Source organism: Gordonia shandongensis DSM 45094, from assembly GCF_000423025.1.
GTDB lineage: Bacteria > Actinomycetota > Actinomycetes > Mycobacteriales > Mycobacteriaceae > Gordonia > Gordonia shandongensis.
In genome coordinates this window covers 43,102-58,041 of the sequence record NZ_AUHE01000002.1, presented here as the reverse complement: position 1 = coordinate 58,041, position 14,940 = coordinate 43,102, and the positions used below count along the sequence as shown (strand labels likewise).

Annotated in this window: 11 protein-coding genes; 3 read left to right on the top strand and 8 right to left on the bottom strand. The window is 70.1% G+C overall.

The features are described 5' to 3' along the window. Positions 1–21: 21 nt before the first annotated feature. From G528_RS0103040 to mqo, 5 genes are read right to left on the bottom strand one after another with little or no spacing between them, the layout of a single operon-like run. Positions 22–1,650 (bottom strand): GAF domain-containing sensor histidine kinase, encoded by a 1,629-nt coding sequence (locus G528_RS0103040; protein WP_156890335.1) that lies wholly within the window; start codon positions 1,648–1,650, stop codon positions 22–24. Then, positions 1,647–3,050: a cobyrinic acid a,c-diamide synthase CobB gene (locus G528_RS16230; RefSeq protein ID WP_035718788.1), complete on the bottom strand. Its 1,404-nt coding sequence runs from the start codon at positions 3,048–3,050 to the stop codon at positions 1,647–1,649. Before G528_RS16230 ends, G528_RS0103040 begins: the two co-directional genes overlap by 4 nt. Beyond that, positions 3,044–3,661, bottom strand: a complete 618-nt coding sequence (gene cobO / locus G528_RS0103030; RefSeq protein WP_026917683.1) for a cob(I)yrinic acid a,c-diamide adenosyltransferase — start codon at positions 3,659–3,661, stop codon at positions 3,044–3,046. The genes G528_RS16230 and cobO overlap by 7 nt, the downstream gene beginning before the upstream one ends. Before the next feature lie 42 nt (positions 3,662–3,703). Further along, positions 3,704–5,656: an AAA family ATPase gene (locus tag G528_RS0103025; protein WP_026917682.1), complete on the bottom strand. Its 1,953-nt coding sequence runs from the start codon at positions 5,654–5,656 to the stop codon at positions 3,704–3,706. 2 nt (positions 5,657–5,658) lie between these two features. Continuing rightward, positions 5,659–7,131, bottom strand: a complete 1,473-nt coding sequence (gene mqo / locus G528_RS0103020; RefSeq protein ID WP_425402208.1) for a malate dehydrogenase (quinone) — start codon at positions 7,129–7,131, stop codon at positions 5,659–5,661. A 225-nt stretch (positions 7,132–7,356) separates the two neighbouring features. Here mqo and G528_RS16225 point away from each other — a divergent pair, with 225 nt between their 5' ends. Both G528_RS16225 and mtr read left to right on the top strand, forming a co-directional pair. After that, positions 7,357–8,349, top strand: coding sequence for an alpha/beta hydrolase (locus G528_RS16225; RefSeq protein ID WP_084638029.1), 993 nt, complete (start codon positions 7,357–7,359; stop codon positions 8,347–8,349). Continuing rightward, the gene (gene mtr / locus G528_RS0103010; RefSeq protein ID WP_026917680.1) at positions 8,346–9,749 is read left to right on the top strand and encodes a mycothione reductase; all 1,404 of its coding nucleotides are present in this window, start codon (positions 8,346–8,348) and stop codon (positions 9,747–9,749) included. Before G528_RS16225 ends, mtr begins: the two co-directional genes overlap by 4 nt. Before the next feature lie 15 nt (positions 9,750–9,764). Here mtr and G528_RS0103005 read toward each other — a convergent pair whose 3' ends face one another. Continuing rightward, complete coding sequence (locus G528_RS0103005) at positions 9,765–10,592, bottom strand: alpha/beta fold hydrolase (RefSeq protein WP_026917679.1); 828 nt, start codon at positions 10,590–10,592, stop codon at positions 9,765–9,767. Continuing rightward, entirely contained in the window at positions 10,561–12,117 is a 1,557-nt protein-coding gene (locus G528_RS0103000) for a cobyric acid synthase (protein ID WP_035718785.1), read from the bottom strand. Before G528_RS0103000 ends, G528_RS0103005 begins: the two co-directional genes overlap by 32 nt. Positions 12,118–12,228: 111 nt before the next feature. On the opposite strand from G528_RS0103000, the gene G528_RS16220 reads away from it, so the two are divergent. After that, on the top strand, positions 12,229–13,929 hold the full coding sequence (locus G528_RS16220) for a protein kinase domain-containing protein (protein WP_169515215.1): 1,701 nt from the start codon (positions 12,229–12,231) through the stop codon (positions 13,927–13,929). Between the two features lie 22 nt (positions 13,930–13,951). Here G528_RS16220 and map read toward each other — a convergent pair whose 3' ends face one another. Then, positions 13,952–14,815 (bottom strand): type I methionyl aminopeptidase, encoded by an 864-nt coding sequence (gene map, locus G528_RS0102985; protein WP_026917677.1) that lies wholly within the window; start codon positions 14,813–14,815, stop codon positions 13,952–13,954. Between the last annotated feature and the right edge of the window lie 125 nt (positions 14,816–14,940).

Here is a 14,940-nt window from a genome sequence, read left to right as displayed (position 1 = left end):
CCCATGTCGCCCCGGCGGACGCTATTTCAGCGGCGCGGCCCAGGTGAGGGTGGTCCCGTCCCCCGGTGTGCTCGACACGGTGAAGCTGCCGTCGCACTCCTCGGCCCGGCAGGTCAGATTCGCGAGGCCCGACTGCACCGCGTCCGGCGGAATGCCGCGACCGTCGTCGCTGATCTCGACGGTCACCACATCGTCGGCGACGATCCGGATGGCGATCTGCTCAGCCCCCGAATGCCGCAGCGCGTTCGAGATCCCCTCGCGCAACACGGCTTCGATGTGCGGAGCCAGCACATCCGGGACGAGCGTGTCGACGGGACCGTGGAAGGCGACGCTCGGCACGATCGGCGCGTGCGCCGCCAGCTGCGTCACCACGTCGAGGGCGCGTCGACGCAGCGTCACCGCACCGCTGTGGCCCGGCAGCCCCTGCAGATCGAAGATCGACGTTCGGATCTGGGCGATCGTCGCGTCGAGATCGCGAAGGACCTGATCCATGCGGTCGTCGAGCGACTCCGGCCCGGCCTGCACCGTCTGCAGTGACATCCCGATCGCGAACAACCGCTGAATCACCAGGTCGTGAAGGTCACGGCCGATCCGATGGCGGTCCTCGAGCATCTGCAGATCGCGTTCGAGCTGCTGCTGATCGGCGTACGCCAGCGCCAGCGAGGCGACGCGCGCCGTCCCCTGCAGACCCGCGCCCTCCTCACCGGTCCAGTACCGCCGGCTCGCATGGGTCACGACGATGGCGCTGAGCAGGTCCGGTCCGCGCTGCAGCGGCTGGACGGTGACCCAGTGCGCGCCCCGCCGCAACCACGGGTGGGCACCGGCGTGCAGTTCCCGCTCGATCATCTCGCCGGCCACCGCCTCACCGCCCGGGTCGACGACGTCGAGAAGTCCGTCGACGTCGGGGGCGGCGCCGGTGTGGCCGTTCACGTGATTCCCGGTGACGACGAAGACGTCGATCGCGCCGGTGAGCGCCGAGATGTCGCGGCACAGGCCGTTGAGCGTCTCGTCGAGCTGCCGTCCGGCGAGCGGCTCGGAGCCGCGGTCGGCGATGACCTGCATCCACCGGATCCGCGCCTGGGCGCGCTCGAAGGCTCGTGCGTTGTCGACGGCGATGCCCGCGGCGACGGCGAGGACGGCGACGATCTTCTCATCGAGCTCGGTGAACTCGGGGGCCGTCTGCTTCTCGGTGAGATAGATGCTGCCGAACAACTCGTCGCGGACGATGATCGGCGCGCCCAGGAAGGTGTCCATCGGCGGGTGGTGAGGCGGGAAGCCGACCGAGGCCGGGTGGTCGGACAGTTTGCGGATCCGCAGCACTTCGGGATGGTGCAGCAGTTCGCCCAGCACCCCGCGTCCCACCGGCAGGGGGCCCATCTTCTGTCGGATCTCCGGTTCGATCCCCGTGTTGACGAAGGCCTGCAGGCTCAGCTCGGCCCCGCGGACGCCCAGCGCGCAATACCGTGCGTCGAGGACGTCGGCGGCCACCTCGACGATCCGTTGCAACGCCTGGTCGAGTTCCAACCCGCGACCGACCATGAGCACGGCCTCGAGCAGCTCCCGCAGGATCGTCGGGTCGTCGGTACCGCTCTGCGTCAACGCGTCGAGCGCGGTCCGCACCTCGGCCAGTTCCCGCCGACGGTTCTTCACCGGTCCCCCTCCGCTCTCGTGTGGCGATCCGCAGCGACCACGAACCGCGCCACCGACTCCGGCGTCCCCGCCGGGTGCACGTGGAGATACGAGGCGTGGACCCCGCGGTGAACCGCCCCGTCCGCCCTGGTCGTCCCGGCGCCGTCACGCCACGCCCACGCCGGGGTCGCACCGACGAGTTCGACGGTACTCCGGTGGAACTCATGACCGGTGACGCGGTCTCCAGCGCGGTGGAGGACCGAGTCGGACACGGCGACCGCATCCCGATAACCGAGGGTGAGGCGCGGTCCGAAGGAACCGGTCCCCTCGAGCACGCCGACCATCGGCCGGCCGTCCAGCGCCGCCGCCAGGTACAGGAGTCCGGCGCATTCGGCGTGCACCGGTCCCCCGCGCGCGACATGGGCGCGCAGGTCGTCGCGCAGCAGGTGGTTCGCCGACAGCTCGTCGGCGTGCTCCTCCGGGAAGCCGCCGCCGATGACGACGCCCGCGGTCGCCTCGGGCAGCCGTTCGCACAGCGGGTCGAAACCCACGACGTCGGCACCCGCGGCGGTGAGCAGTTCCGCGTGTTCGGCGTATCCGAAGGTGAACGCAGCCCCGCGGGCGATGGCGACGACCGGCCGGTCTGCGGTAGCGACATCGCCGACCTCGTCACCGGGAGACCAGGGCGCGACCGCGGGGCCGCATGCCGACCGCGCGAGGGCGACGACGGCGGCCAGGTCGACGGCCGCCGCGACGCGGTCGACGATCGCGCCGACCGCGGTGACGGCGGCCGCGCTGCGTTCGGCCGCCGGGATCAGTCCCAGGTGCCGGGAGGGCACCGCCATCGCCTCGTCTCGCCCCAGGGCGCCGAGGACGGGAACGCCGACGCGAGCGCATGCCTGGCGGAGGACCTGTTCGTGCCGCTGCGATCCGACTCGGTTCACGATGACTCCGGCGATCCGGACGCGGGAGTCGTAGCTCAGGAAACCGTGCAGCACGGCCGCCAGCGATTGACTGTGTCCGGCGGCGTCGACCACCAGGATCACCGGTGCCCCCAGGAGCGTGGCGACGTGCGCGGTGGATCCGGCCCCCAGCATGTCCGCGTCGTCGCCGGTGATGCGTCCGTCGAACAGCCCCATCACGCCCTCGACGACGGCGATGTCCGCGCCCGCGGACCCCGCCGCGAAGAGCGGCGCGACGCGCTGCGCACCGACGAGATTCGGGTCCAGGTTGCGTCCCACCCGCCCCGCGGCCAGCCCGTGGTAACCCGGATCGATGTAGTCGGGTCCGACCTTGAACGGCGCCACCCGGTGCCCGGCCGCCACGAGGGCGCCGATGAGACCGGTGGTCACCGTGGTCTTCCCGCTCCCCGAGGACGGCGCCGCGATCACCACCGCGGGTGTCCGCCGGGCAGCTACCACTCGATGCCCTTCTGCCCCTTGCGTCCGGCATCCATCGGGTGCTTGACCTTCGTCATCTCGGTCACGAGGTCCGCCGCCGCCATCAGCGGCTCCGGCGCGTATCGGCCGGTGATGACGACGTGCTGGCGTCCCGGGCGGTCGCGCAAGGCATCGACGACCTCATCGACGTCGATCCACCCCCAGTGCAGCGGATAGGTGAACTCGTCGAGCACGTAGAAGTCGTGCTGCTCCTCGCGGATCCGTCGGGCGATCTCCGACCATCCGGCTCGCGCCGAGGCCGCGTGATCGTCCTGCGTCTCGTCGTTCTTCCGGATCCACGACCAGCCCTGCCCCATCTTGTGCCATTGGACGGGGCCGCCGCGACCGGTCTGCTCGTACAGGTCGCCGAGAGCGAGCATCGTGCTCTCCTCACCGACCTTCCATTTGGCGCTCTTGACGAACTGGAACACCGCGACGTCCATGCCCGCGTTCCAGGCGCGCATGGCCATGCCGAACGCCGCCGTCGACTTCCCCTTGCCGGGGCCGGTGTGGACCGCGAGAACGGGCAACTGCCGTCGCTGACGTGTCGTCAGCCCGTCGTCGGGGATCACCTCGGGTACGCCCTTGGGCATCGCTGCTCCTTCGTGGTTCCGGGTCCGTTCGCTGTGGGTCGGTCAGGCGACGCCGCGGACCTGTCCGGCGAGGCCGGTCGCGGTCAGCGACTCCATCGGCGCGTACTGCGCTCCCAGCCGGTGCGCGAGGACCCGAGCCAATCCGAGTCGGACCATTCCCTGCTCACAGTCCACCACAACGGCTCCGACGCCGCGGCGGGCCACCTCGTCGGCGGCCCCGTCGGCGCGGCGGGACGCATCGGGTCCCGCCGTCGCGCGACCATCGGTGAGGACCACCAGGAGCCCTCGACGTCCCGGGTCGGTGTGCGCGGCCCGATCGATCACGTCGACGGCGCGCATCAGTCCCTCGGCCAACGGCGTCCGGCCGCCCGTCCGCACCTGGGCCAGACGGGCCACGGCGATCTCCACCGACCGGGTCGGCGGGACGGCCACGTAGGCGTCGCGACCGCAGGCGACGATCACGCAGACGCGATCGCGGCGGGTGTACGAGTCGCGGAGCAGGTCGACGCATGCGGTGCGGACCGCGTCCAACCGTGTCCGCGCGGTCATCGACCCGGACAGGTCGACGACGAAGACGACGAGGTTGCCTTCGGTCCCGATCCGCTCGGCTCCGCGGAGATCCTCCGCCGCTATCGTCGGCGGCCGGGCTCCCGCGCTCTCGCGGGCGCCGCGCTGCGCCGCGGCGAGCACCGTGCCGAACAGATGGACGCCGGTGCTCGGACCGAAGTCGACCGATCGCGTCGTCATGCCCCGGGTGCTGCGGGCGCGTGACCGGCGCCCCACATCGCCGTCGCCGATGCCCGGCGCCCGGAACGTCCGGATCCGCGCACCGCCGGTCGCAGTCCCGAAGTCGGGGCCGGACGGGGTGCCCGGCCCGCCCCCGGAGCCGTCGGTCGCCTCGTCCGACGAGTCGGTCGGGTCCGTCGGCCCCGTCTCGTCCGAGGGGTCGGAGCCATCCGGTCCGTCCGTGTCGGGGGTGCCGTCGGGCTCGTCGGGGTCCGGATCCGGGTCGGTGGGGTCCGGATCGGTCGGGTCCGGGTCGGTCGGGTCCGGATCGTCGTCTGGTCCGGCCGCCTCGTCGCCCGCATCGAGCGCCTCGTCGAGTTGTTCCTCGGACATCGTGGACTCGTCGAACGGATTGCGCCGACGACGGTGCGGGAGGGCGAGTTCCACCGCCACCCGAACATCGTCCTCGTCGACCTCGGATGCGCCGCGCCACGCCGCGTGGGCCGCCGCGGTCCGCGCGACGACGATGTCGCCGCGCAGGCCGTCCACGTCCAGGTGCGCACAGACGCCGGCGATCCGACGCAGTTCCCGCGCCGAGACCGACACGCGACCCACCGAGTCCCTGGCCGCCGCTATCCGACCGGCCAGGTCGCTCTCCTCGTCGGCGAATCCGGCCGAGAAGCCGTCCGGGTCGGCGTCGAACGCCAACCGCGAGGTGACGATCTCGACCCGCTCGTCCACGTCCCGCGGTCCCGCCACATCGACGACCAACCCGAAACGGTCGAGCAGCTGCGGCCGCAACTCGCCCTCTTCCGGGTTCATCGTGCCGACGAGCACGAAGTCGGCGGCCTGGGTGTGCGAGACGCCGTCGCGTTCGATCGTCACGCGTCCGCTGGCCGCCGCGTCGAGCAGGACGTCGACGAGATGATCCGAGAGCAGGTTCACCTCGTCGATGTAGAGGACGCCGCCGTCGGCCTGCGCCAGCAGTCCCGGCGTGAACTCCGCCTCCCCGTCGCGCAGGACACGCGTCAGGTCGAGCGAGCCGATCACCCGGTCCTCGGTCGCGCCGATCGGCAGATCCACCACCCGAGATCCGTCACCGAGGAGCGGCCCGAGTCCGCGGACGATGGTCGACTTCGCGGTCCCCTTCTCGCCGCGGATCAAAACGCCGCCGATCCCGGGAGACACCGCCGACAGGATCAAGGCGAGCTTGAGCCGATCCTGTCCGACGACGGCACTGAACGGATAGCGCACGCCCGAGGTGACCATCGCTACTCGGAGTCGCGCCCGGTCAGCTGCAGGCTCCGGTTGGTCCAGTCCCACAGCTCGCTGAACAGTGCCGGTTCGTCGTTGAGCGTGCGGCCGAACGACGGGATCATCTCGGTGAGCGTCGGACGCCAGTTCTCGAAACGATCGCCGAAGCACTGCTGCAGCACATTGATCATGGCCGGGACCGCAGTCGACGCACCCGGCGACGCGCCCAGCAGACCGGCGAGCGTGCCCTCGCCCTCGGCGACGACCGCGGTGCCGAACTCGAGGCTGCCGCCCATGCCGGTCTTCCGGATCACCTGGACGCGCTGGCCGGCCATGATGAGCTCCCAGTCCTCACCGAGTGCCCGCGGCGCGAACTCCTGGAGGGTCTTGACCCGATCGATCGGGCTCGCCGCGAGTTCGGAGATGAGGTACTTCAGCAGTCCGAACTCCTTCGGCGCGATCGACATCATCGGGACGAGGTTCCCGGGCTTCACCGACTTCGGCAGGTCCATGACGCCACCGGTCTTGAGGAACTTGGGCGACCACCCGGCGTACGGCCCGAACAGCAGGCCCTTCTCGTGGTTGATCACGCGGGTGTCCAGGTGCGGAACCGACATCGGCGGCGCGCCGACGGCCGCCTGCCCGTACACCTTCGCCGAGTGACGCTCGATGACGTCGGGATTGGTGCAGCGGAAGAACTCGCCGCTGACGGGGAATCCACCGAAGCCCTTGGCCTCCTTGATCCCCGACTTCTGCAGCAGGTGCAGCGCTCCGCCGCCGGCGCCGACGAACACGAACTTCGCCTCGACGCGCAGGACCTCGCCGGTCCGCAGGTTCCGGACCTTGATCCGCCACGATCCGTCGGACTGCTTCGTCAGGTTGCGGACCTCGTGCCCGAAGTACAGGTCGGCGTCGCGACCGACATAGTTGAGGAGCTGTTGGGTCAGTGCACCGAAGTCGACGTCGGTGCCCTCGGTGTACCAGTTCAGGCCGACCGGGTCGGAGAAGTCGCGGCCCGCGGACATCAGCGGCAGACGATCGGCGAACACCGCGGGATCGTCGATGAACTCCATGCCTTCGAACAGGGTCTGACTCGAGAGTGCGGCGTGACGCTTCTTCAGGTACTCGACACCGTCGGCTCCGTGGCAGAAGCTCACGTGCGGGATCGGGTTGATGAACTCGTCGGGCGCCCCCAGCATCCCCTTGTCGACGGCGCTCGCCCAGAACTGACGCGACACCTGGAACTGCTCGTTGATGCCGAGCGCCTTGGTGATGTCGATCTCGCCGTCCGCCCCGGCCGGGGTGTAGTTCAACTCGCACAGCGCCGAGTGCCCGGTGCCCGCGTTGTTCCACGGATCGCTGCTCTCGGCCGCCGCGGCGTCGAGCCGCTCGAACAGGCTGATCGACCAGTCGGGCTCGAGTCGACGCAGCAGCGCGCCGAGCGTTGCACTCATGACTCCCGCGCCGACCAGCGCCACGTCTGTCTTCATCACCTTCGCCACGCTGCAGCACTCCTCCACCCCGTGCGGGGCATCCACGACCTTGGTACTCGGGTTCTCATTGTTCACCATCGGTCGTCGCCGTCGCGCAGCGGTGCACCCAAGTGTGGGACGTGCGACACCGCCCACGATCGATGAGCCGCCTAAGCTGGTGCCGTGATCACGGCACACGACCGCAGTTGGCGGCCTGACGAATACCTCGACGGATTCGAGGCGATGACCATCGACCTCGGTGACGACCCGGACGGTTCCGGTCCCCTGGACGCGACCCTCGTCCGCTCGGCCTCCCCCGGCACCGTGACGGCAGGGGCCGTCCTCTACGTCCACGGCTTCACCGACTACTTCTTCAACGCCGACCTCGCCGCGCACTTCACCGACCGCGGTTTCGCGTTCTACGCCCTCGATCTGCGCCGGTGCGGGCGGTCGATGAACGACCATCGACCGCACTACACGACCGACCTGGCCGAGTACGACGTCGAGCTGACCGCGGCGCTCGATGTGATCACCGCGGAGACGGACGCGGCGGGAGCACCGCGGCGGATCGTCGTCGCCGCCCATTCGACGGGCGGCCTGACCACATCGCTGTGGCTCGACCGCCTCCGCCGCACCGACGCCGACCGACACCGCAGCATCGGCGGGCTGCTGCTCAACAGCCCGTGGTTCGACCTTCAGGGCGAGCCGGTCCTGCGCACCGCTCCGGTCGGGTGGGCGCTCCGGGCCCTGGCCGCCGTGTCGCCGACCCGCGAACTGCCCCGCGAGCTGTCCGGGGCGTACGGGGAGAGTCTGCACGCGTCGGCGCACGGACGGTGGTCCTATGATCTGCGGCTCAAACCGCTCGGCGGGTTCCCGGTGACCTTCGGGTGGATCGCAGCCGTCCGGGAGGGGCACCGCAGACTCCACCGCGGAATCGACATCGGCGTTCCCGCCCTCGTCCTGCGCTCGGATCGCACCCGGTTCGCCGGCCACTACACGCCCGACGTCGACACGGCCGACTGCGTGCTCGATGTGCGTCAGATCGCACAGTGGTCGGGTGCATTGGGCCGGCGGGTGTGGGCCGTGGCCGTCCCCGGCGCACGGCACGACGTCTTCCTGTCGCTCGACGAGCCGCGCCGCCGCGCGTACGCCGAAGTCGACACCTGGCTCGACACCGACATCGTCCCGCCCGTCTCGACCGACGGTGCCGTCCACCTCGAGGGAGCTGACCAGTGACCACCCCGACCACCGTCGATCTCGCCGTCATCGGATCCGGAAGCGGCAACTCCGTGGCCGACGAACGATACGCCGACATCTCCATCGCGATGTTCGAGGAGGGGACCTTCGGCGGAACGTGCCTCAACGTCGGCTGCATTCCGACGAAGATGTTCGTGCACACCGCCGATGTGGCGCACTCGGCGACCGATTCCGAACGCTTCGGCGTCCACGCCCGTGTCGACGACGTCGACTGGCGGGCCGTCGTCGACCGTGTCTTCGGTCGCGTCGACCCGATCTCCGCCGGCGGCCTCGAATACCGCACCGACCGGTGCGACAACATCACCGTGTATCCGAGCCACGTGCGTTTCGACGGGACCGACGCGGAGACCGGTCGGCACCGGCTCGTCACCGACGCGGGCGACGTCGTTCTGGCGAGCCAGGTGGTGATCGCCGCGGGCGCGCGTTCGCACATTCCCGAGGTGATCGCCGACTCCGGAATCCGGTACTACACGAATGACGACGTGATGCGCCTCGCGTCGCTCCCCGCGCGCCTCGCGATCGTCGGCAGCGGGTACATCGCCGCCGAGTTCGCGCACGTCTTCTCGGCCCTCGGCGTCGAGGTGATCCAGTTGGCGCGGACCGGACGCCTGATGCGTGCCCTCGACGACGACATCAGCGCCCGGTTCACCGAGGTCGCGGGACGCCAGTGGACGGTGCGCCACGGCTCCGATGTCGCCGGCGCCCTCGACATGGGCGACGACGGCGTCCGGTTGACCTTCCGCGACGGCGGGCACGTCGATGCCGACGCCGTCCTCGTCGCGACCGGCCGCATCCCGAACGGCGATCGCCTCGGACTCGACACCGTCGGCGTCGATCTGCTCGACGACGGCCGCGTGCCGGTCGACGAGTTCGGCCGGACGTCCGCGAGGGGCGTGTGGGCGCTCGGCGACGTGAGCTCGCCGTACCAGCTCAAACACGTCGCGAATGCCGAACAGCGGACGATCACCGAGAATGTGCTCCTCGGCTGGGACTCCGCTGACCTGCATCGCCTGAACCACCGGGTGGTCCCGGCCGCCGTGTTCACCCGCCCGCAGATCGCCGTCGTCGGACTCACCGAGAGCCAGGCGCGCGAGACCGGCCGCGACATCGCCGTGAAGGTGCAGGCCTACGGCGACGTCGCCTACGGATGGGCGATGGAGGACTCGACCGGGCTGTGCAAGCTCATCGCCGATCGCGCCACGGGCGAGATCCTCGGCGCCCACCTCATCGGCCCGCAGGCGCCGACCGTGATCCAGCCGGTCATCCAGGCGATGACGTTCGGACTCGATGCTCGGCGCATGGCGCGCGAGCAGTACTGGATCCATCCGGCCATGCCGGAGGTGCTGGAGAACGCGCTCCTCGGCCTCGACCTGGACTGACCTCCCCGGTTCGGGTCAGAACCGCGCCGAGCGCAGAGCGATCTCGCTTGCGAGGGCCTGCGGCGCCTTCTCGGGAATCCAGTGGTCGACGCCTTCCAGGACCGAGAATCGGAAGTCCGAGTAGACGTAGCGGCCACTCATCTCCGCCTGCGCGCGCCCGAGGGCCGCGTCGTTGTCGCTCCACACCATCGTCGTGGGGATCTCGACCGGCGGGCACTCCAGGGTGGCGGCGACGTCTCCGGTGAAGTTCGCCCGGTACCAGTTCAGCGGCCCGGTGAGGGCGCCCGGCTGCAATATCGAGGTCAGCTCGTCAGCGGGCACTCCCGCCCGGCGCAGGAGGACGCCGTCGCGGGCGGCGAGCTTCTCCTGCGCTCCGTCGGCGATGAAGTCCTTGATGTACGACGACCGGTTGCGTTGGTCGTCACCGGCGGCGAGGGCGTCGCGCAATGCCGACGGGTGTCCCGTGCTGACCGCGACGAGGCCCGTGAAGCGGTCGGGATACCGGGCCGCCAACTGCCAGGCGACGATCGCGCCCCAATCGTGCCCCACGAGCATCGAATACGAGATGTTGAGCTGCGAGAGGATCCCGATGACGTCGCCGACGAGCTTGTCCAGCCGGTATTCCTCGACGTCGTCCGGCCGGGCCCCGGGGCTGTATCCGCGCTGATTGATCGTGACGGTCCGCAGCCCGGAGTCGTGCAGACGCGGCACCACCGCGTCGAAACACCGCGAGTCGACGGGGAAGCCGTGCAGCAGCACCGCCCACGGGCCGCGCGGCGGTCCGCTCTCGGAAATGTCGAACGTCAGGCCGTCATGGTCGACGGTGAGGCGAGAAGTCGTCACTCAGCCAGGATAGGACGGTGGGGCGACGACGGGAACGACCGTCGAGCAACCTGTGGATCTCGGGCATGTCGATGTGCTCGGTGATCAGATCGGCCATGAGATCGAGTTGTCCGGTCCGCACCCCTGTGACGTCGACCGACGGGTCGGGCGAGAACCCGCCGCGTCCCGCCGCGACGGCGACGTCGCGGAGGAGTCCGCGACGGAAGTCATCGCTTTCGAGCAGTCCGTGACAGTGCGTTCCGTACACCGCGCCGCGCTGCGCGCCTTCGGGCCCCAGGGTCCGCTCGTGCAGCCAGGGGGCCTCACCGCTGCGGACGACCGCCCCGTGGTGGATCTCGTACCCGTCCACCGGGGCCCGACCGTCGTCTCCGTGGAACTCCCGGAGCGTCTTGGTGCGCCGGAACTCGATGTCGAGATCGAACACGCCGAGTCCGCCGACCCGTCCGGCACCGGACTCCACGGTGTCGACCAGCTCCCGTCCGAGCATCTGGAAGCCGCCGCAGATCCCGAGGAGTGGTCGGCCCTGCGCCGCCCGCGCCACGACGGCGTCGGCGATGCCCGTCCGACGCAGCCACGCGAGGTCGTCGATCGTGGCACGCGTACCCGGAAGGACCGCAAGATCGGCCTGCCGGACCGCGGCGGGGTCGTCGACCCAGACCACGTCGACGTCGGGCTCACAGGCCAGTGCCTCCACATCGGTGCTGTTGGAGATCCGCGGGAGGCGGACGGCGGCCACCGAGAGTCGGGTGCGCCCCGCCGCGAGCGTCGGTCGCGGCCCGCCGACGCGCCGCCCCACGGGCGCCGACAGCGAATCCTCCGCGTCGAGCCACAGGCCGTCGGAGAACGGAATCACGCCGAGGGTCCGGCGGCCGGTGCGCTCGGCCAGCATCTCCAGACCGGGTTCGAGGATCGCCGGGTCGCCGCGGAACTTGTTGATCACGAATCCGGCGATGAGGGCCTGGTCCTCCGGGGCGAGAATCGCGGTGGTCCCGAACAGATGCGCCAGCGAACCGCCCCGGTCGATGTCGCTGACCACGAGGACGGGCAGATCGGCGGCGCGTGCCAACCCCATGTTCGCGATGTCGGTCGACCGCAGGTTGATCTCCGCGACCGATCCCGCCCCCTCGCAGATGACGGCGTCGAACTCCGATCGCAGCGAGGCCAGTTCGTCGGCCACCACCGTCGCCAGTTCGGCTCGCCGCGCGTGGTAGTCCGCGGCCCCGACGTCACCGACCGTGACGCCCCGCACGACGACGTGCGACCGCCTGTCGCCGCCGGGTTTGAGCAGGACCGGGTTGAACCGGGTGTCGGGCTCCACACCGCAGGCTCGTGCCTGGAGCGCCTGCGCCCTGCCGATCTCGCCGCCGTCGAGGGTCACCGCCGCGTTGTTCGACATGTTCTGGGCTTTGAACGGCGCCACCGCGATGCCCTGCCGCGCCAGCGCGCGGCACAGACCCGCGACGACCAGACTCTTACCCGCATCGCTGGACGTGCCGCCGACGAGGATCGCTCCGGCAGTGCTCATGGCGGACAGCGTATCCGGCGGTCGGTCATCCGGTGGACGAGCGCCGCCGCCGCGCCACGTACGGCGCGAACGGATGGGTACGATGATGCGACTCGAGACGAAATGAGGATCATGCGCGAACTCACACCGGGCGACGTCTTCGCCGGCTACGAGGTGCTCCGCCTTCTCGGCCGCGGCGGAATGGGCAGCGTATTCCTGGTTCGGAACTCCCAGCTCGACCGGCTCGAGGCGTTGAAGGTCATCACCGTCAACGGCGGTGAGGAGTTCAATGCGCGGTTCGCGGCCGAGGCCCGCACGGCCGCCGGTCTGGACCATCCGAACATCGTCACCGTCTACCACTACGGATTCGACGATGATCAGCCCTGGTACACGATGCAGTACCTCGAGGGGGCCGATCTGGGCCGTGCCGCCCCGATGGACCCGACCGAGTTGGCGACGGTGGTCGCCGAGGTGGCCCCCGCCCTCGACTACGCCCACAGTCGCGGCGTGGTGCACCGGGACATCAAGCCGGCGAACATCCTGGTCCACCGGGATCCGGCGGGGACGATCGATCGGGTGACGCTCCTCGACTTCGGCATCGCGCGCCTCATCGACAGCGTCGGCATGACGGCGGCGAACTCCTTCATCGGAACCCTCGCCTATGCGGCTCCGGAGGCCATCGCGGGCGGAACCCCGAATCCGGCGGCCGACCAGTACGCTCTGGCGTGCACCGTGCAGGAGCTCCTGACCGGGAGCACCCCGTTCGTGGCGGGGAATGCCGTCGCTCTCATCAACGCCCATTCGACCGCTGCACCGCCACCGATCTCCCAGACGCGGCCCGGGCTCACCGCGGTCGATCCCGTCGTCGCTCGGGCTCTGGCCAAACGTCCCGCGGATCGTTTCTCCGACTGCGGCGACTTCGCCCGCGCACTGTCCGCGGCGATCGGCGGACACGGTCGGGCGGCCGCGCCGATGCCGCCCGTCATCGCGCCCCCGCCGCCGGCCCCACCCCAGCAGCAGGCCCCACCCCAGCAGCAGGCACCGCCCCAGCAGCAGGCCCCGCCCCAGCAGCAGACACCGCATCCGCAGGCGGCTCAGCAGCAGTACGTCTCTCCGCAGTACGTGGCCCAGCAGTACGGGACTCAGCCGTACGGCCCCCCGGGTCAGCAGTACGGGACGGGCCGGCCCCCCTACGGCGGCCAGGCACCGTATGGCGGTCAGGCCCCGTATGGCGCATACGGCGCGGCCGCGCCACCGCCGAAGTCGAACACCCCGATCGTCGTGTGGTCGGCGGTCGCCGTCCTCGTCGTGCTGGCACTCATCGGGGGCACGATCGCCGCGATCACGATGCTCGGCGACGACGATCCGGCGGTCGCCGCCGACGCGTCGAGCAGTTCCGTCGATCCCAGCGCGAGCGATGATCCGAGTCCCAGCCCGGACTCCGATCCCAGCCTCGACTCCGATCCCAGCCTCGACTCGGATCCCCGCCTCGATTCGAGTCCCAGTCCGTCGCCGAGGACGGGCAACGTGTGGGGGATCGTCATCAGCCCCCAGGGCAAGACGGTGAAATTCAAGAACTACACCTCCGGCGACGCCCTCCTGGCGGCCGCCCGCGCCGAGTGGGGCTTCGTCAAGGGCGAGTGGGGGTACGTGTACTTCTCCAGCGGATGCGGCGCATTCGCGACCCCGACCTCCTCATCGCGGCAGATCTACCAGTTCGGGTTGGGCGCCACCCGTTCGGCCGCCGAACGCGACGCGATCACCAAGTCCGAGCGACAGAACGGCCCGAGCCGCTCGTATGCGTCGCTCTGCGTCGGCGACACGCTGAACTGATCGATTCCGATCGTCCGTCCGGTCACGCGTCGGGGACGGTCAGGACCTCCGCTCCGGTGTCGGTGACGACGAGCGTGTGCTCGAACTGCGCCGTCCACCGACGGTCGGCGGTCACCACCGTCCAGTCGTCGTCCCACATCTCCCAGTCGAGGCCGCCGAGGTTGATCATCGGCTCGATGGTGAAGGTCATCCCCGGCTCGATGACGCTGGTGACGCTCGGCTCGTCGTAATGAAGAACGACGAGGCCGTTGTGGAACGTCTCGCCGATGCCGTGCCCGGTGAAGTCTCGCACCACCGAGTAGCCGAACCGCTTCGCATACGCCTCGATCACCCGTCCGATCACGTTGAGCTCGCGCCCCGGCCGGACGGCCTTGATGGCCCGCTCGGTGGCGATGCGGGTCCGGTCGACGAGATCCCTGGCCTCCTGCGAGACGTCGCCGGCCAGGAAGGTGGCGTTCGTGTCGCCGTGGACGCCGTCGATGTAGGCCGTCACATCGATGTTCACGATGTCGCCGTCCTGGATCACCGTCGAGTCCGGGATGCCGTGACAGATCACCTCGTTGAGTGAGGTGCAACACGACTTCGGGAACGCCTTGTAGCCGAGCGTCGACGGGTATGCGCCGTGGTCGACCATGTACTCGTGGGCGATGCGGTCGAGTTCGTCGGTCGTCACCCCGGGCGCGACGGCTCGGCCGGCCTCGGCCAACGCATTCGCGGCGATCTTGCAGGCCAGGCGCATCTTCTCGATCGTCTCGGGCGTCTGCACCCACGGCTCACGCCCCTCGTTCACCGAGTCCCGCCACGCGTACTCCGGACGCTCGATGGAATCGGGAACGGGCAGCGTGTCGGAGACGACACCGGGGACCAGGGGGGCGCGAACTGTCATGGCCGCGATTCTACGGACCCCACCGATGTGCATCGCCATCCCGTCGCGCCGTAAGGTGTGCCTACACTGATTTACCCGATTCGAAGGTGGCTCCCGGTGTCCCACTCCCCGCGTCCTGCGACGCC

Coding starts and splice junctions, on each gene's coding strand:
- cobO (WP_026917683.1), bottom strand. CDS start 3,661: ATGCCCAAGGGCGTACCCGAGGTGATCCCCGACGACGGGCTGACGACA.
- G528_RS0103025 (WP_026917682.1), bottom strand. CDS start 5,656: ATGGTCACCTCGGGCGTGCGCTATCCGTTCAGTGCCGTCGTCGGACAG.
- mqo (WP_425402208.1), bottom strand. CDS start 7,131: ATGAAGACAGACGTGGCGCTGGTCGGCGCGGGAGTCATGAGTGCAACG.
- G528_RS16225 (WP_084638029.1), top strand. CDS start 7,357: ATGACCATCGACCTCGGTGACGACCCGGACGGTTCCGGTCCCCTGGAC.
- G528_RS0103000 (WP_035718785.1), bottom strand. CDS start 12,117: ATGAGCACTGCCGGAGCGATCCTCGTCGGCGGCACGTCCAGCGATGCG.
- G528_RS16220 (WP_169515215.1), top strand. CDS start 12,229: ATGCGCGAACTCACACCGGGCGACGTCTTCGCCGGCTACGAGGTGCTC.
- map (WP_026917677.1), bottom strand. CDS start 14,815: ATGACAGTTCGCGCCCCCCTGGTCCCCGGTGTCGTCTCCGACACGCTG.